Annotated in this window: 20 protein-coding genes and 1 riboswitch; of the genes, 4 read left to right on the forward strand and 16 right to left on the reverse strand. The window is 47.8% G+C overall.

The annotated features are described in order from the left end of the window. The first annotated feature begins 106 nt into the window (after positions 1 to 106). From csaA to QVE09_RS25205, 3 genes are all read left to right on the forward strand, one after another. The gene (csaA, locus tag QVE09_RS25195; RefSeq protein WP_315939032.1) at positions 107 to 436 is read left to right on the forward strand and encodes a chaperone CsaA; all 330 of its coding nucleotides are present in this window, start codon (positions 107 to 109) and stop codon (positions 434 to 436) included. 330 nt (positions 437 to 766) lie between these two features. Beyond that, positions 767 to 2038 carry an S-layer homology domain-containing protein gene (locus QVE09_RS25200; protein WP_315939033.1) on the forward strand — a complete coding sequence of 424 codons (1272 nt, stop codon included), beginning with the start codon at positions 767 to 769 and terminating at the stop codon, positions 2036 to 2038. 496 nt (positions 2039 to 2534) lie between these two features. Next, positions 2535 to 5426, forward strand: a complete 2892-nt coding sequence (locus QVE09_RS25205) for a DUF5704 domain-containing protein (RefSeq protein ID WP_315939121.1) — start codon at positions 2535 to 2537, stop codon at positions 5424 to 5426. Between the two features lie 403 nt (positions 5427 to 5829). On the opposite strand, the gene QVE09_RS25210 is transcribed toward QVE09_RS25205, so the two are convergent. The 6 genes from QVE09_RS25210 to QVE09_RS25235 all read right to left on the reverse strand — a co-directional run bounded on the left by QVE09_RS25210 (position 5830) and on the right by QVE09_RS25235 (position 12142). After that, positions 5830 to 6711 carry an ATP-binding cassette domain-containing protein gene (locus QVE09_RS25210; RefSeq protein ID WP_315939034.1) on the reverse strand — a complete coding sequence of 294 codons (882 nt, stop codon included), beginning with the start codon at positions 6709 to 6711 and terminating at the stop codon, positions 5830 to 5832. Beyond that, positions 6701 to 7498, reverse strand: coding sequence for an ABC transporter ATP-binding protein (locus QVE09_RS25215; protein ID WP_315939035.1), 798 nt, complete (start codon positions 7496 to 7498; stop codon positions 6701 to 6703). The genes QVE09_RS25210 and QVE09_RS25215 overlap by 11 nt, the downstream gene beginning before the upstream one ends. Further along, complete coding sequence (locus QVE09_RS25220) at positions 7498 to 9090, reverse strand: ABC transporter substrate-binding protein (protein ID WP_315939036.1); 1593 nt, start codon at positions 9088 to 9090, stop codon at positions 7498 to 7500. The genes QVE09_RS25215 and QVE09_RS25220 overlap by 1 nt, the downstream gene beginning before the upstream one ends. Continuing rightward, positions 9087 to 9938, reverse strand: coding sequence for a nickel transporter permease (gene nikC, locus QVE09_RS25225; RefSeq protein ID WP_315939037.1), 852 nt, complete (start codon positions 9936 to 9938; stop codon positions 9087 to 9089). Before nikC ends, QVE09_RS25220 begins: the two co-directional genes overlap by 4 nt. Continuing rightward, positions 9939 to 10877 carry a nickel ABC transporter permease gene (gene nikB, locus QVE09_RS25230; RefSeq protein WP_315939038.1) on the reverse strand — a complete coding sequence of 313 codons (939 nt, stop codon included), beginning with the start codon at positions 10875 to 10877 and terminating at the stop codon, positions 9939 to 9941. Positions 10878 to 11044: 167 nt separating this feature from the next. After that, a riboswitch (cobalamin riboswitch) is annotated at positions 11045 to 11237 on the reverse strand. A 77-nt stretch (positions 11238 to 11314) separates the two neighbouring features. Beyond that, on the reverse strand, positions 11315 to 12142 hold the full coding sequence (locus QVE09_RS25235; protein WP_315939039.1) for an AraC family ligand binding domain-containing protein: 828 nt from the start codon (positions 12140 to 12142) through the stop codon (positions 11315 to 11317). Positions 12143 to 12347: 205 nt separating this feature from the next. Here QVE09_RS25235 and melA point away from each other — a divergent pair, with 205 nt between their 5' ends. Continuing rightward, positions 12348 to 13649: an alpha-glucosidase/alpha-galactosidase gene (gene melA, locus QVE09_RS25240; RefSeq protein ID WP_315939040.1), complete on the forward strand. Its 1302-nt coding sequence runs from the start codon at positions 12348 to 12350 to the stop codon at positions 13647 to 13649. A gap of 117 nt (positions 13650 to 13766) precedes the next feature. Here melA and QVE09_RS25245 read toward each other — a convergent pair whose 3' ends face one another. The 10 genes from QVE09_RS25245 to ytxJ form a co-directional block, all read right to left on the reverse strand. Further along, positions 13767 to 14468, reverse strand: a complete 702-nt coding sequence (locus QVE09_RS25245; protein ID WP_315939041.1) for a response regulator — start codon at positions 14466 to 14468, stop codon at positions 13767 to 13769. Between the two features lies 1 nt (position 14469). Then, positions 14470 to 16062: an ATP-binding protein gene (locus QVE09_RS25250; protein ID WP_315939042.1), complete on the reverse strand. Its 1593-nt coding sequence runs from the start codon at positions 16060 to 16062 to the stop codon at positions 14470 to 14472. Between the two features lie 7 nt (positions 16063 to 16069). Next, positions 16070 to 18409 (reverse strand): histidine kinase, encoded by a 2340-nt coding sequence (locus QVE09_RS25255; RefSeq protein ID WP_315939043.1) that lies wholly within the window; start codon positions 18407 to 18409, stop codon positions 16070 to 16072. A 103-nt stretch (positions 18410 to 18512) separates the two neighbouring features. Beyond that, on the reverse strand, positions 18513 to 19073 hold the full coding sequence (kdpC, locus tag QVE09_RS25260) for a potassium-transporting ATPase subunit KdpC (protein ID WP_315939044.1): 561 nt from the start codon (positions 19071 to 19073) through the stop codon (positions 18513 to 18515). A 61-nt stretch (positions 19074 to 19134) separates the two neighbouring features. Continuing rightward, a complete protein-coding gene (kdpB, locus tag QVE09_RS25265; RefSeq protein ID WP_315939122.1) occupies positions 19135 to 21135 on the reverse strand; it encodes a potassium-transporting ATPase subunit KdpB in 2001 nt (666 codons plus the stop codon). Between the two features lie 208 nt (positions 21136 to 21343). Further along, complete coding sequence (gene kdpA / locus QVE09_RS25270) at positions 21344 to 23017, reverse strand: potassium-transporting ATPase subunit KdpA (RefSeq protein ID WP_315939123.1); 1674 nt, start codon at positions 23015 to 23017, stop codon at positions 21344 to 21346. 63 nt (positions 23018 to 23080) lie between these two features. Further along, a complete protein-coding gene (locus tag QVE09_RS31585; protein WP_074096687.1) occupies positions 23081 to 23158 on the reverse strand; it encodes a potassium-transporting ATPase subunit F in 78 nt (25 codons plus the stop codon). 324 nt (positions 23159 to 23482) lie between these two features. After that, the gene (locus tag QVE09_RS25275) at positions 23483 to 24679 is read right to left on the reverse strand and encodes a spr1629 family repressor/antitoxin (protein WP_315939045.1); all 1197 of its coding nucleotides are present in this window, start codon (positions 24677 to 24679) and stop codon (positions 23483 to 23485) included. A gap of 38 nt (positions 24680 to 24717) precedes the next feature. Beyond that, complete coding sequence (locus QVE09_RS25280) at positions 24718 to 25476, reverse strand: spr1630 family ClpXP-sensitive toxin (protein WP_315939046.1); 759 nt, start codon at positions 25474 to 25476, stop codon at positions 24718 to 24720. A 110-nt stretch (positions 25477 to 25586) separates the two neighbouring features. After that, a complete protein-coding gene (ytxJ, locus tag QVE09_RS25285; protein ID WP_315939047.1) occupies positions 25587 to 26126 on the reverse strand; it encodes a bacillithiol system redox-active protein YtxJ in 540 nt (179 codons plus the stop codon). Positions 26127 to 26451: the final 325 nt, after the last annotated feature.

Raw genomic sequence — 26451 nt, forward strand, 5'->3', positions numbered from 1 at the left:
CTGCAAGCAACACAATAGAAATCCAGATTACGATACAGTGTAATCTGGATTTTTTGTTGATTTTTCATTTATAATAATCCACATCATTGAAAGGAGATCTCCCCCTATGGCTACTTTTGAAGAGTTCATGCAGCATGACATTCGAGTTGGTACAGTGCTGGAAGCCGAACCCTTCCCCAAGGCTCGTATACCCGCTATTAAAATGACGATCGACTTCGGACCACTTGGTCTGAAACGTTCCAGTGCTCAGATTACCCAGCGATACACGCCTGACATGATCATTGGCAAACAGGTCGTTGCTGTAGTTAATTTTCCACCTCGGCGGATTGCCGGTTTTGTCTCTGAAGTACTTGTGCTGGGCGGCGTACCTGGTGAAGGCGATGTTGTCTTGCTTACACCGGATAAGCCATTGCCTAATGGAACACCGATAGCCTGACTTTTTTTGGAGTAAGAAGAATATGGGCTTTTCAAATGTTTGGAAATCGGGTATTCTTGATTTATTGATGAAGGAACTACATATGTTGGAGACCTTAAAGCATAAGGCTATGAATCTGCGGATTCGTGGCCTTTTTTTGTGTTTTTTTGAAGGAATATAGGTCTGGAGGATTAGTAAGAGTTGTGTGGAGAGGAGGGAATATATTGATAAATCATACCAACAGCCTAGTTATACATGGTAGAATATTGATTATTATTACAAATTTAGTATCTAGTAGCCTAACTGGTACATACCAAAGACAAAAAACTACAATTGAGAGGAGTAAGATTCATGAAAAAAATGATGATTTCAGGCGCAACGGCATTGGCTATATTAACAGGGGGTATCGTAGGTTTTGGAGGCGTTGGGAGTTCCGTAGAAGCCGCACAAGCTACAACTAAGTTCAAAGACGTTCCGGCTACTCACTGGGCATCCTCAGCAATTAATTTGGCTGTAGAACAGGGGTATTTCAAAGGGTATGCCGACGGGACATTTAAACCAAGTTCACCCGTTACCAAAGCTGAAATGGCAAGTATCCTGGGTCGTCTATCCGACCAGCCTAATACATCAACACAAGCACAAAACAATTTCACGGACATACCCGAGTGGGCAAAAAACGGTGTCTCTACTGCTATTGCAAGAGGTTTTATCAACCCTTCTAATTACAAGGGGAAATTGGATGCACAAGGCGCTCTTCAACGAGGCGAGATGGCTACTTGGCTGACGCAAGGGCTAACCGTGGTTGATCCTGAGTACAAACAAGCACTCTCTGATGTGACCAACACCGTTGTGCCTGCAAAGGAATATTTCACAGGTAAACTTGCAAGCGCTCAAAAAAATGCAGTCGCCGTTGCCCTGGGAACAGGACTGATGAGTGTGGCAAACGATAAAACATTTGGCGTTGATCGTACCACCACTCGGGCGGAAGTAGCTGTATTGATCGCCCGTTATGCAGCAGTTGCCAAAACAAAACCTGCCGATTTTCAGGGTTTAAATGAGCTGCGAGCAGTGGGTTTGACGGGGACGAATTTGAGTATTATTGCGCCTAAGTATCAGAAAGCAGGACCAGAAAAATTTTCCGAATCGTATGATTACAGCAAAGTAACAGGCGATTTTGCGAAAGTTCGTAACCAAGAATTAGTTACAGTAACGAATTATGCAGATCTGAAGGTCAAGAACTGGATCATCGTCAATCCATATGTGAAAGAAACTGAGAGAAGTATCTATTATCCCGTTTTCGTTGATGAAAAAGATAGATTACTGAGAGGCGCTTATTATTCTTTCACAGAGTTTGATATTAATATTAAGAACTCTATGAACCAACTGCAAGCCGGTAGTCTTATCAATTCCCCAACTATTAATGCTCTAACTTCACCAAGCACCACAGCTTTTAGCGAGTATGGACCTAAACATATAAATGATCTTCTCGGACCCAAAGGCGTGTTTGTCGAAAAAAACCCTGTTTACTGGGGTCATGGTCTCTTACATTTTGACAAGTCGCTAAATCCTGGAGTACGCCTGACGCTCAAAGATGGAACAAACTATACTGCAGTTCCAAATTAAATCATGAAAAGGGTGTTCCACTGTGCGTTTCTATCAATTATTAAAGAAATTATTAATAGCATATATAATATTTTGTATATTGTTTCCAACCCCTTCAGTTATATTTGCTGGAGGGGGGCCTGGAACAAAGCCAGTGTTAGAAGCCTCTCATATTGTACCTTCATCACCTGCAAAGTCTCAGAAAAAAGTAATCCCCGTTGAGGGCAGTGGAATGTCTAATATCGGTGTTTACGTTTACCAGCTCGATAATTTAAGATGGCGTGTAGATGGAGAATGCAACGGCCAAACATTAAGCAATAACCCCGATACCAACAAACCAAACTCATCATTAGTTTGCGTAAACCTTTCACTAGATGCACCAAGCTATAGGCCCGCTGAGTACTTTGATCGTTCAGGTCAGAGGTATTCTAGAAGTGAATTAACTACAATTTCGTTAAAGCCCATGTACATGGATAACACACAATATTACTTACCAGGAAAACCAATCTTGGTTAGTGTGGAATCATTTGACGGTGATACGGTGAAATTTACAACTCAAATCGGAGGTGCGATTGAACCAACAGCTCACAGACCCTACAATCCACCTAAATACTCTGCTGACTACGTATTTAATACTGATATATATTGGCGGGCCTTTGCTGAAATAACTAAAGAGATCAACCTAACCGCTGGTGGACAAATTAGCTTGAACCAGTCCAAACAATTGAATGCAACTGTTAAGACCAAAAATGGAGATGGAAACTTTGGAGCGGAGACCAATGTAAACACTGGCAGCGGTGGTACAACTACATGGGAATCATCCAATCCTGGTGTTGCTACCGTGAGTAACTCCGGAGTAGTTCAAGCCGTCAGCAGAGGAACCACAACCATTACCGTATTGTGGGAAAAGGATGATTTTGAGCTAACTACCACAACAAACATCGGTGTTGAAGAGAGTCCAGGTACTGGCGAGGGCGACGGTAACGGAGGCGGTGGAGGTTGCACACCAACGATTGGACCACCTTCTGCTGGAACCATCATGAGCATGAATGATCTCGATCCAAATACCAACGGTGTTATCAAGTCAGATAACAGAGACAATGAGACATTCAATGTGTTAAGAGGAATCCCTACTTCCGAGTCACTCTACACAAATGCCTTTGCTGACAATTATCTGTTTAAACAAGATTGGGCGAAAATGAGCGGTAAAGTTACATACAACTGTAATGTCACAATCTCGTACGACAGAGAGTGGACAGTACCTGGACCAGAGGAATGTGATGATGATGGTTGTACACCCGGGCCACCTGTACCCGCGAACGACACGGTACCCAAGCCATACAACTTCCAGATCACAAGAGACTACTCCTACTGGAAAATTAACAATCTGGAAGTATACAAGATCGCTAAAGCAACCATGAATAATTACGCTTTGCCCGGTGAGACCGTTACGATGAATCCAACAGGATACACACCACCAACACTGGAGTCTAAAAATGATGAATCCGTAGAAAGCCATGTTCGACCAGGGCAAACCACTTCAATCTCATATACTCCACCCAAATTAACAGGTGGTTTGAACCAACCTCCCAGTGTGCCTGATGATACATCACGGTTAAAAGGGATGGCTGAATCCAACATACCTCAAAGTAAAGTGAATAATGATCTAGTAAAATTCAACAGCACAACCATTATGAATGATGTAGAAGCAACCAAAGATGGCCCAACACCATCCAACATTCCTAATCCAACGACAATCGGTCGCGATGTGTTGTATAAACCGGGTAATATGATCAGCAATTCCCTGCTGAATAAAGCAAACACCACAAGCTCAGGTGAGATCTATTATGATTTGCTACCGGGCAACGTGAATGGCGGCGCCAACAAAATATTACCGATTAACGGCATCAACACCGTCACGGTACACACCCCTGTCGTCAACTACGCCTGGGTATCGGATGATCAGCCGCATAATCAGAAAACCGTACCGGACCCGACCAGCGCTGCACTCATTCTGGAACGTCCGTTCATTGTGCGAATCCCTACATCAGGACAGCACTTGGACGCAGCAAGTTATCCCGGTTATGGGAATCGGGACTATGCCAAATATTTTCGAATCAAACAGGTGCAATTTCCGTTTGATGTTTACAATGCAGACCGGAGTCAGTTTATCCCTTCCAAGACATGGGTCGATATTCCGGTCAATCAACTGGATACCACATTTTATCTCCCTGTATGGGTAGATGAAGGTAAGTATCACATTGCATTCCGCAACATTGCAGAGAATGCACCTGCAAACTTTACCGAGCAACAGGATGCCAATACCAATTTGGCACATCATGTTGCAGCAGATACCGTACCGGTAGATGTGATCGGAAGGTTATATGATTTTCACGTCACGGATATTTCCGATTACAACTGGGAGAATGTATTTCGCAAGCGACTGGGCAGTCCCGAACCAACCGGCTACAGCTACTGGGCTGGGATGAATAGCATTGATGGTGATCCGAGAGGTAACCTGGCTCCATTTGTATTACCCATTCGACCAGGAAGCCATCCGGTGCAGGGATTCGCTAACGCAACTGTGAAGACGGGGTACCATTTCAAGTTCGATCTGAAGACCAAGGGCAATATGTTTGGCAAGCAGGATGGTATTCGAATAACACCTACTTTTTCTTTTGTAAGCAAAGACGGGTCCTCCCGGCAAGAAGTGGATCTGTACTACCATCGAGGCCAGGAACGCCTGATCCGTGTCGGATCGGCACAGGATCTGGAGAAACGATTTGTTGTCCTGAACTCACGTCTTCGAAATGTACCCGGCACAGAGTTAGGCGATACAGCGCGTTATCAGTATACTTATGAACTGTCAGCGGAAGAACGCAACCAGCGTACATTAGCGGAACACATGGTTCGCCTGGTCGATCAGACTTCCCATCAAAAAACATGGGTAGGTCGTTATGACTGGATGATCCTGTCTGCTCCGATTCGGACGCTCATTGGACCCAAAACGGACATTCCTTCCGGAGTCAACGTGGACCGGGCCAATGCAGCAATCCAACGCTGGTACGGAGAGTACAGCTTGCCAGCCGATGTATATGCCGTACCAAAAGGTACCGATCTTGAACCCCTCGCTCGACAGAATCAGCTGGATGAGAAATCGAAGATTTTTCTAAAGAACGGTTATATCGTGGTTAACTTCAACATGGAGAGCCTGCGGAATGGAAATACAGAGGCACCCCATCTGCAGTACATTCATGCGCCCCTGATGAATCAATGGCAGATGGAAGGTTTCAACAAAACCCCAACAGACAGCCAAGGCAAAGTCTGGCCGCTGAAGGATGGCGATATTATCTTTTACCATGCTGATCAGTCCAGCCGGAACGATTTCCAATCCCAGGTTCCACACTAGTTCTGAATCGCTCATGTCAATACGACTGGCTAAGCGATTGTAGACAACTACATTTGCACAAAAGAAGTCTATCTGCGGAATATCTCTCCAAAATAGACTGACTATCCGTTTGGCGATGAGTACCCAATGAAGCAATATATATATGTTGATGAAATAACTATTAAGTGCCAGACAAAGTACTATGCAGTCTTCACAAAACTTTGGTGAACTGAATGACATAGGTGCTCTGAACGAAATACGATGAAGTACTCACAAGCTATTTCAGTGTCACGTCGCAACTAACTTTTTACAATACCTTTCGTACAAAAAAAGGGGGACCCTATAAGTCATCTACAGACTTCCTGGGTAACCCTTCTTACATCATTCCCTAGGTATAACCAACTTCACCGAACCGTACATCGAGTTATCCTGACAAACTTGCCTGAAAAACCTCCACCTGCTTTTGTTCCTTTTCTCGTTCTTGTTCCTCTTCCAGATTCTGTACGCGCATCCTATGCTTCATTTCCCTCACGGACAACACCGAGGCCATCAGGCTCCGGGTGTAGGGGTGATTCGCTGAACTGGTCAGCTGCCAACTCTCCACAACCTCAACCACCTCACCCTGGTACATCACAGCAATTCGATCACTGACCTGCTGCACCACTGCAAGATCATGCGATATGAAAATAGATGAGATACCTGTTTCCTTTCTCAACTCCACCAACAGATTCAGGATCTGCTGCTGAATGGAAACATCCAGTGCTGAGGTGGCTTCATCGAACAGGATGATGTCTGGCTCTACTCCAATCGCACGGGCAATGACTGCTCTCTGCTGCTCTCCCCCGCTCAATTCATGCGGATATTTATCCGCCGTAGCGGCAGACAATCCTACCGTCTCCAACAGCCTGAGCACTTCCTGCTCCGCTTGCTGACCTTTCATTATCTTATAATTGATGAGTGGCGCCCGAATAAAAGCCCCAATCTTCATTCGCGGATTAAAGATAGCCGAAGGCTCCTGGAAAACCATCTGAATTTGTTTTCGTTGCTGGCGTAACGCCTTCCCATTCAATCGGGTAATATCCTGCTCACGATATCGAATCTGTCCTGAAGTCGCTCGTTCCAAATGGGTTACACATCTAGCCAGTGTGCTCTTCCCGCTACCACTTTCCCCGACAATTCCCAGACACTCCCCTGGATACAAATCCAAATGAACAGCTTTCAATGCATCAACTGCCCTGTGTCCCTTTAACTCGTAGGTTTTGCTCAAATTTCTCAGTTCCAGAATCGGTAACTCCTCATGAGCCATGAACATTTCCCTCCAATTCAGGTACAGCACTCAGCAGTTTGCGAGTGTATTCATGCTGAGGCTCGGATATGACGCGGAAAGTATCTCCAATCTCAACCAATGAACCATCCTGCATCACACCAATTCGGTCCGCCATATGAGCTGCAACGGCAATATTATGCGTTACGATGATCATGCCCGTCCCTTGACGGGAACGAAGCTCACTCAATCGGTTCATCACTTCATTCTGTATCGTCACATCCAGCGAACTCGTCGGCTCATCCGCGAGCAGAAGCTCTGGTTCCATCGTAACCGCCATAGCAATCGCCGTTCGTTGTTTCATCCCCCCACTGAGCTGCGAGGGATAGGCACGCATAATTCGTTCGGGATCATCCAGTCCCATGTCCGAGAGCATATTCACAGCCATGGCTTGAGCTGATTTTCTTGACACGGTGAAATGAGTACGAATTGCTTCAATATACTGACTACCGATGCTGCGAATCGGATTAAGATACGAACCACTGTCCTGAAACACCATAGCAATTCGCTTCCCACGCACTCCAGCCCAATCCAACCGCGACTCACGTAATAGCACTTTTTCCTGAAAAGAAATCTCCCCCTCGGTGTATCGACCACCTTCGGGTAACAGGCCAAGTAAAGCCCGAATCAGAGTTGACTTTCCGCTGCCGCTTTCACCTACAATCCCGATAATCTCCCCCTTATTCATAGAGAAGGACAAGTCCCGCAGCGCCTGAGAATCACCTTTGTAGGTTACGGACAGATGATTGACACTAAGCAAGGGCATCATTACTGCCCGACCTTAATATTACGATCCAGCAGGTAGAAATCGATAGGATACATCGTCGCGCCTTGCACGTTGCTTTTACTCACAATATTAATCGGGGTATAGGTCAAAAACATATAGGCTGCATCATCCAAAATGATCTGCTGGGCTTCTGCTGCAAGGGCATACCTTTTCTCCACATCAAATTCGGAGTGAAGGCGAGTAATGACCTCATCCAGCTTCGGATTGCTATATCCGCCCACATTCCATTCCGCACCGGTCATGAAGTAGAAATCCAGAATATACTGCGGGTCACCCGTAATGCCTGTATTAATACTTGTTAAAGCGAGATCGTAATTTCCGCTCTTCTGATGATCGGTTAGATCCTCATAGGAGGTCATCTCTACCTGAACGCCAATCTCTTTAAGCTGGGACTGCATTGCAGCAGCCACAATCGAATCGGACTCATAAGCGGAGTTGAGAATCAGCTGTAGCGACAGCTTCTTGCCATCTTTTTCACGGATGCCATCGCCATCTGTATCCTTGAAACCAGCCCCATCTAGCAACTGTTGGGCTTTCTCCGGTTCGTAATCATATCCTTTGATCTTGTCATAGCCGAAAGGCAGAGCTGAGGTGAATGGTCCTTTGGCTGCCTGACCCCCCACCAGCGTATTTGCGTACATCTCCCGGTCAATACCATAAGAGATCGCCCGGCGAACCTCCGGATCACTCAGTAGTGGTTTGGTTGTATTGAACCATACGAACTGGGTACGCAGGCTTGGAATCTCATCAATGGTATATTGACTCTTATCCTGGAATAATGACAGACTACTGCGTCCCACGTTACTGGCTACATCAATCTCTCCGGACTGCAGGGCAAGGGCACGTGTGCTGTCATCTTTGATGTATTTCAACGTCAATGTGTCAACATCTGCCGCACCGCCCCAATACCCGTCATACTTTTTCACCTGAATTTCTTGATCCGGCGTATAACCTGTCACCATAAATGGTCCAGTAGCAATAGGCTCGCTCTTGAATTTGGATGTATCAGCACTAGTATCCACGATGATAAACAGCGGCTCGGCAATATTGCCAAGCAAGGACGCGTAAGGCTCTGTCGTCTTGATCGTCAGATCTTGTCCTTCAGCAGTCATCGACGCAACTGGCACAGTTGCTTGTCCTCTCTCATTTAGTTCAATGGAGCGTTCGATTGATTTTTTCACCGCTTCTGCGGTTACTTTGTTTCCGTTATGGAAGGTTACACCCTCCCGAATATGAAAATGCCAAGTCGTGTCATCCACACGTTCCCATGTATCTGCAATTTTAGGGACTAACTTCATATTCTCATCAAACTGAATGAGCGTCTCACCAATCGCTGCACGTGTAAGCGTCCAACCGTTCCATTCTTCTGCCGGGTCCAGATTGCTGCCAAGCCAGAATAGGGCTACATTCAGATGCGTTGGTGCACTTGTCGTGCCACTATCCGTCGCCGCTGACTTCTCCGTTGCATCAGACGAGGTTGATGGATTATTCGCGTTGCCACAAGCTGCAAGCAAGAACACAACCAACATGGATACGATGGTAAACAGGATTGGTTTTTGAAAATTCCTCTTCATTCTGATTCCTCCAGATAAGCTGTATTTTTCTTGGGATCAAGCACATCTCGCAGGCTGTCTCCCAGTAAATTAAAAATAATGACGGTACTAAATATCGCCAGGCCCGGATATATCAACAACCACGGCGCAGTCTGCAGATATCTTCTGCCTTCATTTAACATGGCCCCCCACTCGGGATTCGGTGGCTGCGCGCCAAGCCCGAGAAAGGATAACCCCGAGATGGACAGCATCATACCACCCACATCCATCATTGCCATGACGATTAGCGGGGACAACATATTGGGCAGGATGGTCCTGCCGATGATCTGTATCTTGCTTGCTCCGCTGAAAGCAGCGGCAGCGACATATTCTTTTTGCTGAAGGGAAATCACCAGGCTTCTGGCCATCCGTGCATACTTCGCCCACCAGACAACCGACAGTGCCAGCACCGTATTGAACAGTCCCGGCCCAAGCATGCCTACCACAGCGATGGCAAAAATAAGGCCCGGAAAGGCCATCAATGTATCAGATAGGCGCATGAGCACCATATCTGTCACACCCCGAGCGAAACCGGCGATGACCCCAATCGCTACACCTAGTATGAACACAATGCCAATCATCATAAAGGTGAGCAGCAGCGAGGTTCGTGCACCATATAGAAGACGAGATAATACACAGCGGCCCAGCTGATCGGTTCCAAGAGGATATTCGGCGCTGGATGGCTGCAGCACTTTGGCAAAGTTCGTTGCAAGTGGATCGTGTGGTGCAAGCAGCGGTGCAACCATGGCAAGAATAATCCAGAAGACGGTCAGAGACAGCAGGAATGTGAACCAGCGATTTTGCAGTAATACAAGTCTGAAGGCTCTCATCTATACATCCACATCCAGTCGGATTCGGGGATCACGAAGATGTGTCCATACATCAACCAGCAGATTCAGCATGACATATATGATCGCCATCCAGATGACATACCCCTGAATCAGAGGATAATCCCTTGTGAAAATTGCATCTACAGCCATCTGTCCAACACCCGGCCACACAAATAAACTTTCCACAATCGCTGCACCACCTAACAAAGCACCTGTCGTCATGCCCATAAGAGTAACGATCGGCAGCAGGGCATTGGGGAGAATATGACGCAAAATAATGATCGACTCCTTCACACCTCTGGATCTTGCTCCGATCACATAGTTCTGGCTTGTCTCCTCAAGCAGGACCGCACGAATCTGTCTGCTGTACTGGGCAACAAGTGGAATCGCGAGTGTACATGCAGGCAGAATCAGGCTGTACCATCCGGAATTGCCCATTACCGGCAGCAGCTTCAGCTGTACACCGAAGACCAACATGAGCAACATACCCAACCAGAAGCTGGGCATCGATAATCCGGCAAAAGAGAACAGACGAATGACGTGATCAAGCCATTTGTTACGATAGACAGCCGACAACATCCCTAATGGAAAAGAAACCAGTATAACCAGAAGCATGGCGCTTCCTGTTAGCCAAAGCGTTGCAGGGAGCCGTGCCATCAGCACGTCCAGTACTGGACGATTGTATTTATATGATGTACCGAAGTCCCCAGTCACCACCTGTCCCAGCCATGTCCCGTATCGGTAGAGAAAGGGCTCATCCAATCCAAGCTCCGACCTCACCTGCCTGACTAGCTCATCCGATGGTGTTACCCCTGTAGACATAAGCATAAGTCTGGCTGGATCTCCCGGTGACAGGTAGGTTAGCAGGAACGTCAGGAACGTGATGCCGAACAATACGACTACCAGTTGTATTAATCGTTTAACGATATATCTGCTCAAGTGCTCTAACGTCCTTCCCCAAAACTTTATGTATGTGTCATGATGTTCTTCGTCCATAACAAAAAAAGCGTCCCTCTCCGTGTTACTGGATGAGGACGCCTTAAATAAACAGATTTTCAGAAAAAATCATGCTCTCTAAACACCTTCCTATCTCCCGTAGGGTACTACTGTGTTTGTTAAACCTGGCAGGTCTCCTGGCTCCAGAATCATCGTCACTTGCAGCTCCTTCCCGGCTTAAACCAGTGGATTATCGCTACCTGACTCCTCTGTTACAGTGGCGGGACCGCGCCGGTATTACACCGGACTTCCCTATTAAGCTTCTACCCTGACGGGCAAAGCACCAAGTTCCACATATTCAATTACACTTCTGTATCAGTATAGCGGGACAACGTTTAATGATCAAAACTTTTCTTTTAAATTTGAAGCACTAGGTGCGTCTAATCTCGATTTCTCGAACCCTTTGGAGACACACCCGTCACACGCTTAAACATCTTGGAAAATAATAATGGATCCGTATAGCCAACAGAGTGCGCCACTTCACTGACCGACAGTCCTGGATTCTGAAGAAGTTCGGCAGCACGATTCATACGGTACTCCAGGAAAAAGGACTGTAGCGACATGCCATATCGCTCTTTGAACAATCCCGATAGATACGTGCGATCCAGCCCCACAGCTTGGGCAATATCCAGAATGGAGGTTCGCTGGCTGTACCTGTTCTCCATGAACTGCACCGCCTGCCGGATGTACGTCTCTTTGTTCGAAAGGAGCTGCCCTATTTCTTCCTCCACAGGCGAAGAAGAGATTAATTCTGCCATCAAGCGGTACAAGAGACTCTGATTCATCACATCGCCTCCCGGACGCGTGGAAGCCTGGACCATCTCTGTATACAACTGTTCCATCGTATTCGTATCCTGGGCATCATATATCGGGCGCTCCGGGCTCAATTGGGCACGTTGCATGAATGCTTTGGCTTGTACGCCTTTAAAACCAAACCACGAATACGTCCATGGCTCCTGCGGATCTGCCTCATAATGAATAAGTGTGTCCGGGAGAATGACAAAACCCTGTCCCTCGCTAAGCTTGTATTCCTGATCGCCCATGTACACGGTGCCCCGTCCTTCATGGATGTAGTGCACAATGTAAGAATCACGTACACCCGGTCCCCAATAATGCGCAGGCTCACATGCCTCCCACCCAAAAAACAACAAAATCAGCTCCATCTGTGTCCAGCCTGCGGGAACCACATTCATCTCAATGCGACTCACTTTTTCGCCCACCCTCCTTATTTCCTTCCGCGGTTCACCATCTGTATATCTAATTAAATTATAACAGCTAAAGTACATAATTATTAGTTGAAAGCGGCAACAAAAATGGGATTATACCATGTTTGAAAGGGGTTGAGCCATAGTTATATGTGCCGAATCGGCCTATAGTTGGGGTACAACATTTTTCAGGGAGGCTGAACTTAAGATGAACAAAATTACGTTTCTCGGTGCAGGAAGCACCGTCTTTGTTAAAAATGTATTGGGTGATGTCATGATGACCGAAGCACTGCAGGATTTTGAGCTGGCATTGTTTGATATCGATGCTGAACGTTTGAGCGATTCAGAGCGTTTGCTGACCAGTCTGGCCCGTTCACTCGGAAGTCGTTGCGTCGTGAACGTATATCATGACCGCAAAGAAGCGCTGCGCGGGGCCAAATATGTCATCAACGCTATCCAGGTCGGTGGATATGATCCATGTACCATTACGGACTTTGAGATTCCGAAGAAATACGGACTGCGTCAAACGATTGCAGATACACTCGGTATCGGCGGAATTTTCCGTAATCTGCGGACGATTCCGGTTATGCTGGATTTTGCCCGAGATATGCAGGAAGTATGTCCGGATGCATGGTTCCTGAACTACACCAACCCGATGGCCGTGCTTACCAACGTCATGAATGTACATGGTGGGATCAACACCGTAGGTTTGTGTCATAGTGTGCAGGTATGTGTACCACATCTGTTTGATGCACTGGGGATCGATCAGACAGGTGTCGTGGCTAAGATTGCAGGGATCAATCACATGGCGTGGCTGCTCGAAGTTACCAAAGACGGGCAGGATCTATACCCCGAGATTAAACGTCTGGCGAAGGAAAAACAGAAAGAACAGCATGACGACATGGTTCGTTATGAGTTGATGCAGCGTTTTGGCTATTATGTAACGGAATCCTCCGAACACAATGCCGAGTACCACCCTTACTTCATCAAGCGGAATTACCCGGAGCTGATTGAACGCTTCAACATTCCACTCGATGAGTATCCACGCCGCTGTGTGAACCAGATTGAGGGCTGGAAAGAAATGCGTACCAAGCTGTTTGCCAGCGAAAATATTGAACATACCCGCAGCCGTGAATACGCATCGCATATTATCGAAGCGATGGAGACGAATAACCCGTACAAGATTGGCGGCAACGTCATGAACAACGGACTGATTACGAACCTGCCGCGTGAAGCATGTGTCGAGGTACCTTGTTTAGTGGATGGATCAGGGATCAGCCCTACGTATATTGGGGATCTGCCTCCACAACTCGCGGCTTTGAACCGGACAAACATCAACACGCAACTGCTGACAATTGAAGCGGCAATCACTGGCAAAAAAGAACATATCTATCATGCCGCCATGCTTGATCCACATACGGCTGCGGAGCTGTCTATCGATGACATCGTAGCGATGTGTGATGAGTTGATTGAGGCTCACGGCGACTGGTTGCCAAAATACACGTCATAATATAAAAGCACCGTTTCCTTTGCAGCTAAAGGGGACGGTGTTTTGTTCTTTCCATAGCGCTCACCCGCTGAATGGTGCATCACATCATGGTTAAGAAATGTCCCGCTCTCTTAAACGTTATTCGGCAGGGAGCAAAAAGCGATAACCAATGCCAGGCTCCGTCTGAATATATCGCGGATTCGTTGGATCTTCATTTAATTTTTTGCGCAGATGTCCTACATATACCCGAAGATAATGGCTGTCGGACTCATGATGATGCCCTCCCCATACTTGCTGCAAAAGCTGGCGCTGAGTGATGATTTTTCCTGCATTGGAGGCAAGCACCTTCAGCATCTCATATTCCGTTGGAGTTAATTTGACCAAAGTCCCCTCCAGTTCGACCTGCCTTTGGGCCAGATCAATCGTGAGTGATCCAAAGCGCAGTATTGGCTCATCCGTTGTTTTGGCTACATGACGCAGCGCCACTCGAATACGGGCGACCAACTCACCCATTCCGAATGGTTTGGTCACATAATCATCTGCACCAGCATCCAACGCGGCAATTTTGTCTCCCTCCTGATCCTTCGCTGTCAGCACAATAATCGGTACCTGTGACCATTCACGAATCCGGCGAAGCACCTCCATACCAGACATGCCCGACAAACCAAGATCAAGGATGATCAGATCCGGATGTACAATACTGGCCTGAATAACGCCCTCTTCGCCATCCCCACACTCGTGGAGTTCAAATTGGTGTGCCTGAAGGGTAACCTTGAGCAATTTGCGAATCTGCGGCTCATCATCGATCACCAGTATGCGAGCCCCTAGTGGTGCGTTCATGTTATTCTTCAACCTCTCCTTGTTCTGAATAGGGAAACCGCGATCCGTGAGCCTCCATGGGGATATCTATGCGTATTCTCGTACCCCCGCCCGGATTCGGCTCTGCCACAATGGTACCTCCGTGGACTTCCACAATGCCTTTGCAGATCGCCAGACCAAGCCCCGTTCCTGTGACATGCTGAGTCGACTCCGAGCGATAGAACTTATCAAATATACGCAATCTTTCTGCTTCCGGTATACCGATGCCTTGATCAGCTACCCAGATCTTCAATTGACTTGAACTCTTATCACTCGTCACAGTGATGACAATCTGGCTCTCACCGGGCGAATATTTGATGGCGTTGCTGAAGATATTCACCAGTACCTGCTCCAGTAATACTTCATCTCCGTAGATAAATGCCGGATCATCAGGCAGTTCAACCTGAATGTTGGGATGCGGACTGAATTCCCGAACCTGTGTCAGTACAACGCTGATTATGTCTCCCACGTCACACCATTTCCGGTTCAGCTGCAACATGCCGCTCTCCAGCCGGACCATACCCAGCAGATTCGTGACGAGACGATTCATGCGTAAGGCCCCATCCCGAATGTTGCCTGTTAATTCTCTCCGATCCTCGGGTGTAAAAAGAGTATCGTTCTCCAACAATCCCGTAGCCGAGCCGATAATGGCGGTTAGGGGCGTACGCAATTCATGAGAGACCGAGTCCAGCAGCGCTGTACGTATGCGCTCCGATTCGGCAGTGATCTGCGCCAATCGAGCCTCTTCCGCCAGCTTCACTCGGGCAATGGCACCTGCGGCCAGTCCACCGCATGCCTCCAACAGACGAAGCTGTTCTTGCTGCTCATGAACTTCACCAGCGTCCATGCTCACGGCGAGCACGCCATGAATCTGCTCCTCTGTGCGTAGCGGTACGTAAAGTCCGGGAGATTCCCGTAAAGCGGATGATCCCTTACCTGCGATCTGTCCGTGATGATATACCCATTTGGCAATGGCAACCTCCGACTCTCCATCTCCCCAGCCATCCTTTTCCCCTTCTGATGCGGATGTGGAAGAGCTTGTAACCAGCAGATCCCCCTGTCCATCCGGAAGATACACAGCTGCTGGCTTGCCCAAGGTGAGCGAAACCTGGGTTGCAATGTTAACCAGCAACGTATTCAGATCCGTAATGGCTGTCATCTGACGACTCAATGCGTACAGGGAGTTAGTCGTGGCCTCGCGTGCTTTTACCATCTCCAGCTGTTGTCGCAATCGACCTGCAAGACTGGCTGTCAGGATCGCCACCGCAAGATACACGACAAAGGAAATGAGATATCTCAAGTCTTCAACCGTAAAGCTCAAATATGGCGGTACAAAAAAGAAGTCAAACATAATGACGCTAAAACTCGCGGCATATATAGCTGGCCCCATTCCCCAATACACGGCACTCACCAATACAGGAAATAGGTATACAAGTGCTACATTAACCAGATCGCCACTCATACCGATGGCATGAAGCAGCAAAGTTAGCAGAGTCACCCCAAGGGTCACCCATACATATGCCGGAACCCGTTTTCCATGGGATGCCTGCGTTTCTTTTTTTATTCGTTCAGACAATATCCATTCACATCCCGCTCGGTTCATAATCGTAATCTGCAACGATCAATACATCCAGATGCCGCGACAAGCGTACAAGTCGGTTCACCACCGAACCTGAGCCGCGGTAGCCATTCAGCCACCACACCCGTCTTGCCTGCCCGACCACCAACTGGGTTGCTCTTGCCTCCGATGCCTTTCTTGCCAAAATCTCAGGTACATCGCGCAGCCTTGGACTGTGATGAATATGAAATTGACCACCAAGCCGAATCGTCAGCTGCTCCAACGCTTCCAGATGGCACTTAAATTCGTCACTCATGGACTCACCGATGTGGATATGATGTACATGCCAGATGGCTTTTAGACGAAAAGCCATGCGGAATCCGCGCCGGATCAGCCGCTCGGCATGACGATCACTGCTTACACATACAAAGACCGCTTCCTGTCTGCGCCAAGGTCCTCGAAGTGCAATTTTGGCCTGCTGTGCTTCAAGCCGTTCATCGACATCGTCCGCCAGCTCGCGCAGAGCAAGTTCTCGCAAGGCAATCAGATTGCCAATTTTGAAGAAATTCGCAAGGGCTTGCTCGACCTTGGCAGTTGCATAGATTTTACCCTCCCTCATGCGCTGCCGCAAGGCCTGAGGCGCCACATCAATCAACTGCACCTCATCTGCCATCTGAATGATCCGATCGGGTACGGTCTCGCGGACACGAACACCGGTAATATGTTCAACGGCATCATTCAGACTTTCGAGATGCTGTACATTCATTGTGGTAATCACCGAGATGCCTGCATTCAGCAGGAGCAGGACATCTTCATAACGCTTTTGCCGGACACTTCCGGGCACATTTGTATGCGCAAGTTCATCCACAAGCACCACTTCCGGACAAAGACGCAGAATGCCCTCCGTGTCCATCTCTTCCAGACGAGCCTCCTGATACACTCGCTGTGCGCGAGGGATCACAGACAGGTGACCCATCTGCTCCACGGTTTCCGCCCGCCCATGTGTCTCCAGCAAGCCGATCTGCACATCGATGCCCTTACGGAGCAAATCATTGCCTTCCCGCAGCATCATGTAGGTTTTGCCTACTCCTGGTGCAGCACCGATATATATTTTGAATGTGCCGCGCTGAATCTGACCAATCTGTTCCTTCATTTCCTGCTCGCTTAGTCTGCGGTATGTCAGCGACTCCACATCGTTAACTTTAGCCGGAACCACACGTTCACCCTCCCTGGCCGCTCGATCAGCAACCAGAAACAGATCAACACCACGTAATCTGCGTAACAGCGAGTTAACAACGGACCCTTGCCACAGTTCCTGCCAGCGCGTACGCCGGGAGTGTCCCATCACAATTCGGGTAATCTGGTGCTCCATTGCGTAACGCGCCAGCGTAGACGGGATGTTGCGACGGTGTATTACTGACAGCTCCTCCATATGGCCGCCAAACTTCTCCACCAGCTTGATCATATTCCGCCGAAATACGGTTGCCTCCTTGGTTAATGGCTGCTTCATATTCCGAAAAACCACGGCGCACAAATCACCATTCAGCCGTTTGGCAATCTGTTGTCCACGCCGGATATAGATCGAGCCGTTCCAATGATATTGCGTGGACACCAGAATCCGTTCCATGATGCCTGTTGTGACGGTAATTCCCATCTCCTCCCGATGCTCACGCAGGGATTCATTCACCCCTTCTGCCACCAATCTCAGTGCCAGTTCGCGCAGAATACCCAGATTGCCTTGACGAAATACAGTTTCTCCCTCATGCCCCTTCAGATGACCTTCTGCCAGACGGCTCAGTATGGTTTCCGGCGTGACGTCAATCAGCTTGACTTCATCCGCAAGTTCCAGTGTATCCGCAGGTACGGTATGTTCTACTGCGATACCGGTGAGCTGCCGCGCCAACTCGGTATACCCTTCCAACTCATACACATTCACCGTTGTCATGACACTAATGTTGTTTCGGAGCAAGAAGTGAATGTCCTCCAGCCGGGTAGCATACCGAGCGCCTTCTCTGTTGCGATGTGCCAAACCATCTACCAGCACAACCTCCGGATTACGCGCCAATAGTGCGTCCAAGTTCAGATCCTTCATCTCTGTATCATCACTCTGGCGTAACCAGTGAATGCTTGGAATCCGTTCGAGTGCGCCAAGCTGTTCCACCGTTTCCGGTCTGCGCATTGTGGAGACGGCGCAGATGACCACATCAATGCCCTGCTCACGCAACGTATTCCCTTCTCGTAACATGTGATACGTTTTGCCTGATCCGCTGACTGGGCCAATGTAGATTTTAAGCGTACCCTGCTGCAGCTTCGTAATCATCTTCAACATCTCTTCTGGTGACTTGCGCTTGAAGCTGTCTTCCATCCGTCCTCTCCCCCTTTCTTATTAGAGCGTGTCTTAAAATATGAAGAAAAAAATGGAGAAAGCCCCTCACGATATGTCGTGAGCAGGCTAATATCTTCATTCGTTAGTTCAGTTCTGCTGTCAGCGCCAGATTCAGAGCCGTTACATTCACACGCGGTTCCCCGAATATACCCATCTGACGACTTTCCGTATGCTCATTTACAAGTTGTACAAGTTGCTGTTCACTAAGCCCCGTAGCTTCGCTAATGCGCGGGATCTGTGCCTCAGCGGCTTCGGGAGAGAGATCCGGGTCAAGTCCAGAGCCTGATCCCGTCACGAGATCAGCAGGGATCTGCTTCAATCCCGGGTTTTCCTGCCTAATCTGAGCAATCTTTTCCTTCATCTCGCCGATATACTCCTCCGAAGCTACGGCGCGATTTGAACCGGCTGAAGCCGTTGGGTCATAACCGGCATTTGATGCCCGGGGCTGGAACAGCCCCGGCGATTGGATTTTCTGTGCTAGCAGTGACGAGCCGATGATTTTCTCATCTTGCGTAATCAGACTGCCATTCGCCTGCGCAGGAAAGAGAAGTTGGGCTACACCAGTTGTTACAAGCGGGTAGATTAGGCCGCATATCAGCATAAGCACGACGGATAGCCGTACGGCGGGCAAGAACATGTTCATACAGATCACTTCCTGAATTCATTAGGATAAAAGAACAATTTTGATAAGCGTTGTTATCTCGTTAAAGAATCCCCGACAAAACCATATCAATCAGCTTAATGCCGATAAAAGGTACAATCACACCGCCTACGCCATAGATGAACACATTGCGGCCAAGCAACCTTTCGGCTGACATCGCCCGATACTTAACCCCTTTCATCGCGATGGGAATAAGCAGCGGAATAATAATGGCGTTGAAGATAAGCGCCGACAGGATTGCAGACTGCGGTGAAGCCAGATTCATAATATTTAGCGCCTGAAGCTGCGGCATGGCGAGAATGAACATGGCTGGAATGATGGCAAAATATTTCGCGATATCATTGGATATCGAAAAGGTTGTGAGTGCGCCGCGTGTAATCAGCAACTGCTTGCCAATGGAGACGACCGACAATAGCTTGGTCGGGTCAGAGTCCAAGTCAATCATGTTGGCCGCTTCCTTGGCCGCCATGGTGCCCGAATTCATCGCCAGGCCCACATCGGCCTGCGCCAGAGCAGGAGCATCGTTGGTACCATCGCCCGTCATGGCGACGAGTTTGCCCTCCTGCTGCTCTTTTTTGATCGCAGCAATCTTGTCTTCGGGCTTCGCTTCGGCAATAAAATCATCCACACCCGCTTCCAGCGCTATGGTCGCTGCGGTTAACGGATTATCGCCTGTACACATAATGGTTTTAATGCCCATGGCGCGCATCTCAGCGAACTTCTCTTTTAGACCTGGCTTCACAGTGTCTTTTAGATAGATCACACCGTAGATTCGTTCATCAATGGCAACAGCAAGCGGCGTGCCTCCCGCCTTCGCAATACGATTTGCAATCTCATCCAGGTCACCCGGTATACGACCTCCTTCGGAAGCAATATGAAGTTTGATCGCATCCACCGCACCTTTGCGGATCTTCATTCCGCTACTCAGATTGAGACCGGACATCCGGGTCTCTGCCGTGAACTCCACATTTTCCGCATTTGCATACTCCGTCTCAGCCCAGCTCTGGCCTTGTTTGCCTGCCAGTTCCACAACAGAACGTCCTTCCGGGGTCTCATCTCGCACAGAAGCCTGTAAAGCAGCCTGCGTCATCTCTGACGAAGCAATGCCCTGAACGGGAATAAACTCAGATGCCATGCGGTTTCCGTATGTGATTGTTCCTGTTTTGTCCAGAATCAAGGTGTCGATATCCCCGGCTGCTTCCACCGCTTTACCTGACATGGCGAGCACATTGAACTGTGTAACACGGTCCATCCCGGCAATACCAATGGCGGATAACAATCCACCAATTGTGGTTGGGATCAAGCAGACGAGCAGTGCGATCAATGTCGCCAGATCCAATTGAATACCCAGGTAATTCGCCATCGGAACCATCGTCAGAATGACGATTAAGAAGATCAGGGTTAATACGGCGAGCAGGGTGGTCAGCGCGATTTCATTAGGTGTTTTCTGGCGCTGTGCACCCTCAACCAGAGAGATCATCCGGTCAAGGAATGACTCACCCGGATCGGTCTGAACACGCATGACGATGTAATCGGACACGACGCGGGTACCTCCGGTAACCGAGGAGAAATCACCTCCTGCTTCCTTGATGACTGGGGCGGATTCTCCTGTAATGGCCGATTCATCAATGGAGGCCAAGCCTTCCACAATCTCACCGTCCGTCGGGATCAGTTCACCGACTTCCACACGGACCATATCGCCTTTTTTCAACTGGGTCGAAGACACTTTCCGGATGGTTCCATCCTTCTGCACCAGATTGGCCATGGTGTCCGACTTCGTCTTGCGTAACGTATCCGCCTGCGCCTTGCCTCTACCTTCTGCAAGTGCCTCCGCGAAATTAGCGAACAGCAGCGTGAACAACAAAATGAAAAACACGGCAATGTTGTACCCGCGCCCAGCCTCAGATGCGGTGAAGAGATCTGGATTGATGCAGAGTAAGAGCGTAATGAATGTACCAATCTCAACAATAAACATGACCGGATTTTTGATCATGACCACCGGATTTAGCTTTTTGAATGCATCCAGTGAAGCCTGAAGTATCATCTCCTTGCTTAACGAACGTTTTGATCCGGGATCACGTTGAATATGACCGCGGTTGTTATCCGGCTCATTGCTCTTCGTTCTATACATTTCTGTATCCATGTGTTGCATCGTCTGTTCCTTCTTTCGTTCGACTGCATTCATCGTGCACTGCCACCTCCATACGTTACGTCCCTGTGCTGATCCATCTGTCGTTTCCCTGTCATATCCCTCATTGAATCATCGCCAGATGCTCTGCAATAGGTCCAAGAGCAAGCGACGGGAAGAATGTGAGTGCGCCGACAACAACGATCATCATGACCAGAATGCCAGCAAACAGAGGTGTGTGTGTCCGCAATGTTCCCGTGGTTACCGGTACAACCCGTTTCGTAGCAAGTGAACCCGCGATAGCGAGCATGGCGATCATCGAAACGTACCTTCCCAGCAGCATAACGATACCAATCGCGATGTTGTAAAAGTCTGTATTGGCATTCAGTCCGGCAAAGGCCGATCCATTATTGGCTGCACCCGAGGCAAAAGCATAGAGAACTTCGGTCAGACCATGCATACCCCCGTTCGAGATGGACGCAATAGCTTCAGGCCGCATAAGCGCGAGTGCCGTTGGCGCAAGGATAATCAAAGGATGAATGAGCAAGGCGATGGATGCGAGCTTCACTTCTTTGCCCTCGATTTTTTTGCCCAGGAACTCAGGTGTTCGTCCCACCATCAATCCACAGATAAACACAGCCAGAATCACATACAACAGTCCGTTGATCAGCCCTACCCCTTTGCCCCCAAACACGTTATTGAGCATCATCTGAGCCAGTGATACCATACCTCCAAGTGGAGTGAGCGACTCGTGCATATTGTTGACCGAACCTGTAGTAGCCGCTGTTGTGACTGCCGTGAATAAAGCCGATTCGGGTATGCCAAACCTGACCTCTTTCCCCTCCATATTGCCTTGCAGGCCTGCTGCATCCAACGCGGGTACACCGCGATATTCGGAGACAACTACGGTGGTCAACATCACAAGGAAAAGAAAACTCATCGCTGCGAACAATGCCCAACCCTGCTTCCGGTTATTGACCATCAAGCCGAAGGCGTATACCAGTGCCGTTGGCAACAGCATCATACAGACGATATGCACCAGATTGCTCAGGGCCGTCGGATTCTCGAATGGATGTGCAGCATTGGTTCCAAACCAGCCGCCACCGTTGGTACCAATGTGTTTGATCGACTCCAGTGAGGCGACCAGTCCACGTGTAATCGTCTGCTGTGTACCTTCAAGCGTCGTTGCGTTCACCGCTCCCGCGAGCGTCTGAGGCACACCCTGGAACACAAGGAACAGGGCCACGATGAAACTCAGCGGTAAAAAAATTCTCGTAATCGACCGCACAAGGTCGACGTAAAAGTTCCCCAGTTCATCCCGGCGGCCTACCAGCCCGCGAATGAACGCAATAGCTACCGCAAATCCCGTTGCTGCCGACGTAAACATCGGAAACGTCACGGCCAGCATCTGTGACAGATACGACAAGGCGTTCTCGCCCGTATACGACTGCCAGTTCGTGTTGGTCATGAACGAAACGGCCGTATTAAATGCCTGCGCCGCTGGCATATTGCCGATGCCATCCGGATTGAGCGGTAAATATTTTTGCAGTCGCAGCACCAGAAACATCAATACCAACATTACAAAGTTGGAGAGGAGAACCGCCGTGAGGTACTTTTTCCACCCCATGGACTCGTTCTCTCGTACCCCCATCACTCGATAGAGCAGTCGCTCCGGCCCGCCAAAAACGCGATCCAGCCCCGTTCGCTGTCCATCGAACACGTTCACTATATATTTTCCCACCGGTTTCACCAGCAGCAGGATGATCAGTAGCGTCACCGCTACTTGCACTACACCGATACCCATATCCGCATTTCCTCCCTATTCAACGTTCCCTTGTTCGCATTACGTACATCGTCAGCATCAGAATTTCTCTGGCTTCACCAGCACATAACCGAGATAAATCACCAGTGCGAGTACAATCATGCCGATGACAATCATTCCGCTCCCCCTCTCTACCCTCAAGCCTTCTCGCAGAATTTCACAAATCCCCAAAACACCGCAAACAGTAACACAACCAATCCAATCATCGTGGCATCATTCACCATGCGCCCTTCCTCCCTCTCTCTACCGTTCTCTGCAACTGCTACATGTAAAATCGTAATACGAAACGCTGTAAAAAAGGGGTAAATAAATGCCTCCATAGGTGTAAAAAAAGCGTAAAAAAGACCCGATCTCCTCAGCTCTGGGCTGAAAAGAACGGGTCTATCATCATTTTTATACGGAGCAATCCATTACGTGCCAATCTATTACCTACCCGTCATTTCAAGAACTGCGTGTAGGCATTTTCCTAACATTTTGAATGCTAGTTTCAGGCTTGTTCGTCATGTACTTGTTAAAAAAGTCCGTGTTTATTCCTGTCATATGATGAAAGAAGGTAGTTTCCACTTTCCAATCCTCCTCAATCATATAACGGATATCCACAAGACCTTTCTTGGAAAGCAGGTCAATAATGGTTTTAATTCGCATCGGCTTTTGAAGTGGAATCTCCCTGTCGAACGGCTCTCTTTCCAAATATCCTCTTCGGTGCATCGCCGCATAGAAGTTCCGATGATCCTTAGCTTCCATCATTCCTAGATGTGCTGCTCTGTATCCCAACACTTGTAGTGAAGTCTTCCATTTCTTTTTTAAGTCAAGATACTGATCGGGATTTGTCTTGTGCGTGATATCATTCATGTCCAATGCGAACTCTTCCTCAGGCAATAAAAAGGCACCCGCAAACAGATTGGCTTCATTCTCGATCAATTTATGTTCTTTCCGATCCAGATTGACAAACTCAAGACGATAATGAAGCAGCAAATGACCAAGTTCATGTGCAATATCGAAATTCCTGCGAACCGCGGAACGTTTGATGTTGCCCAGTATGATAAATGGACGATCGTTCCGTGTCCACAGGCTGTACGCATCAATTTCTTCACCAATTGCTTTCTCAAAAACGTACACACCGCTTTTTTCAATCCAGAACATTAGATTTTCATTCGTGGATGGCTCCATATTCAGCCGTTGTCTCGCAAGTTGGGCAACATAATGGATCTGAGTCTTACGATCATCGTCAGAGTGATTCATGTATTCAATGACCTCTTCCCGCAGCTTGATGATCTTCAGCGTGGGGAGGCTAATCTGAGCGGTAATATAATTGATGAACGTATCTAGATATGCTACATGTTTTGCTTCTGTCTGTGTCTTTGAGATGACATTCATTACTTTCGAACGATAGGCGATGTTCATGACATCAATATTGGCGGAATTCATATGCTCTGTTAACATATCTTTTGCATAAAAATACTTGCTTTTCACACTAAAAATGCGTTTCAACTCGTTCACAATTGGCACTTTGGGAGAGGTATACGCATTTTCATATTGCCAGACTGCTTGTTCTGTCACACCTAATTGTTCGGAGAGTTGCTTTCTCGAATATCCATGCATGATCCGTAAATTGGTCAAATTTTCACCAACGAACATGCTGCTCCCTCCTTACTGGACTGCGAACTACCAAGGAATCAACCTCGCTGTTCTTCTTCCAAAATTTCGATATCATAAGCCGCCGGATCAACGATATCTTCCATATCTGGTGCAAGTACCTCACGGTCACTCTCATTTAACTCAGCACCTGAGATCAGATCCGACAAATCTTCTATAAAATAAGCTATATTATCATGCGGATTGGGCAGATAATGCTGAACCTTCGAAATTTGATATGCATCATCAATAGCATAAGTGAGTATATGAAACTCATTATATGTAGATGCAAGATGTTCAAGTTCTTCTTTCACACGGCTGACCTGACTCTCTGAGATTGGAAAAGAAAGTTGCTCAACCCTCTCCAACTCGCCATGTTCATTACGGCGTGGTTGAATCAAAAAAAATTCCAGATCGTTATTAATCTTGGAGAGATCGTGTAAATAGGTACGGAAAGCACCTTTGTTGTCAACGCCCGTAGGTAACTTGGCACTGGAAAAACTATGCTCATTAAAGTAGGCTGCGTTCTTTATCAGAAACAGAACTTTTGATTCTTCATGTGTGAACTGGAGATAATCCCATGTTAAACCTGCTTTGGATTTCTTGTGAGTGAATCCTTGTTCACCGCAATAATCTGCGATTTTGCTCTCAATAAAATTTCCCTTTGTCCAGGCAAAGGCTGAACTAATCTTCATGTTTCTCTTCCGATCTTTACGGTGATCAATATATTCGCGGTATCCTTCAACAATAGCATCAACAAGCATCTGACTATGTTCCGACTTGAACTTATATTGTTCCATATAGATCACTCCGATTCATAAATATGAAGACAAGTTATATTTTAATCGAAGTTCGTGTGCAAAGATATGATTTTTTTTGATATTTTTAAAGTAAACTTATCTCATACACTTCATCCAAACGGATTCTGTGCCCACTGCAATAATCTCTTTTTCGTGATTTTGCCATGGGAGGTATGTTTGACGACTTGTCCCTGATCGAGCAGAAGTACCTGCGGTGACTCATGGTGAACCTCTGTCTCCTCCGCAATGTGACGGGATAACGAGCGATTTTCAATCACTTTGACGATGCGGTAATCCATGTGTTGTTTGGGATCTGATGCATTGGTGCCTACAAACGCCATAAACTCTCTGTACGCTCTCGCACTGATTGAACAAGTCGTGCTGTGTTTCAGGATAAGCACCGGATGATCCTGCGAGCGATGAAGCGCGTCTTCCCAGTCACCAGATTTGTGCAATTCACGGACATGTTCGCTGAGCATATGTTCCGAGTCTGACCCCGCACGTTTGCTAACCACCGCACCAATCACAATGCCAAGCGCCAAGCCAAAAGCAATCCCGAGTCCAAGCTGCTGCGTAGCCGCACCAATGCTGACTCCCATCGCAACACCTATAGCCAGCCATACGGCTTGATGATTCACCTTTTTATCCATACAGATCTTCCCTTCTTAAACTATGTATATCAAGGCTATATAAGTTGAACTAACCATTTACACGATAACGGAGAGGACAGAAAAAACCTGAAAAAGCGAAGCGGTCGCGTTTATCACCGGATTTTCCTTTAGAAAAGGGAATCAGAAAAATCTGGGGATAACAGCGATTGGAAGGTTGTTCTGTCATCGTAGTGTCTGTGTATATAATCTTTAGTTCAACATATATAGTAACAACTTCCCACCGTATATTCTGATCAAATTATAGCATAGGCCTCTGTGAGCAGGCGTTGATAATCTTCATCTTCAGGTACAGATTTCAGTGATT

It is taken from the genome of Paenibacillus sp. ClWae2A, assembly GCF_032452295.1.
Lineage (GTDB): Bacteria > Bacillota > Bacilli > Paenibacillales > Paenibacillaceae > Paenibacillus.

What these genes read in the sequence shown, in the direction of transcription:
- csaA (WP_315939032.1), top strand. Translation starts at nt 107, where the DNA reads ATGGCTACTTTTGAAGAGTTCATGCAGCATGACATTCGAGTTGGTACA.
- QVE09_RS25200 (WP_315939033.1), top strand. Translation starts at nt 767, where the DNA reads ATGAAAAAAATGATGATTTCAGGCGCAACGGCATTGGCTATATTAACA.
- QVE09_RS25210 (WP_315939034.1), bottom strand. Translation starts at nt 6,711, where the DNA reads ATGGCTCATGAGGAGTTACCGATTCTGGAACTGAGAAATTTGAGCAAA.
- QVE09_RS25215 (WP_315939035.1), bottom strand. Translation starts at nt 7,498, where the DNA reads ATGATGCCCTTGCTTAGTGTCAATCATCTGTCCGTAACCTACAAAGGT.
- QVE09_RS25220 (WP_315939036.1), bottom strand. Translation starts at nt 9,090, where the DNA reads ATGAAGAGGAATTTTCAAAAACCAATCCTGTTTACCATCGTATCCATG.
- nikC (WP_315939037.1), bottom strand. Translation starts at nt 9,938, where the DNA reads ATGAGAGCCTTCAGACTTGTATTACTGCAAAATCGCTGGTTCACATTC.
- melA (WP_315939040.1), top strand. Translation starts at nt 12,348, where the DNA reads ATGAACAAAATTACGTTTCTCGGTGCAGGAAGCACCGTCTTTGTTAAA.
- QVE09_RS25245 (WP_315939041.1), bottom strand. Translation starts at nt 14,468, where the DNA reads ATGAACGCACCACTAGGGGCTCGCATACTGGTGATCGATGATGAGCCG.
- QVE09_RS25255 (WP_315939043.1), bottom strand. Translation starts at nt 18,409, where the DNA reads ATGGAAGACAGCTTCAAGCGCAAGTCACCAGAAGAGATGTTGAAGATG.
- kdpC (WP_315939044.1), bottom strand. Translation starts at nt 19,073, where the DNA reads ATGAACATGTTCTTGCCCGCCGTACGGCTATCCGTCGTGCTTATGCTG.
- kdpB (WP_315939122.1), bottom strand. Translation starts at nt 21,135, where the DNA reads ATGATACTTCAGGCTTCACTGGATGCATTCAAAAAGCTAAATCCGGTG.
- QVE09_RS31585 (WP_074096687.1), bottom strand. Translation starts at nt 23,158, where the DNA reads ATGATTGTCATCGGCATGATTGTACTCGCACTGGTGATTTATCTCGGT.
- QVE09_RS25275 (WP_315939045.1), bottom strand. Translation starts at nt 24,679, where the DNA reads ATGTTCGTTGGTGAAAATTTGACCAATTTACGGATCATGCATGGATAT.
- QVE09_RS25280 (WP_315939046.1), bottom strand. Translation starts at nt 25,476, where the DNA reads ATGGAACAATATAAGTTCAAGTCGGAACATAGTCAGATGCTTGTTGAT.
- ytxJ (WP_315939047.1), bottom strand. Translation starts at nt 26,126, where the DNA reads ATGGATAAAAAGGTGAATCATCAAGCCGTATGGCTGGCTATAGGTGTT.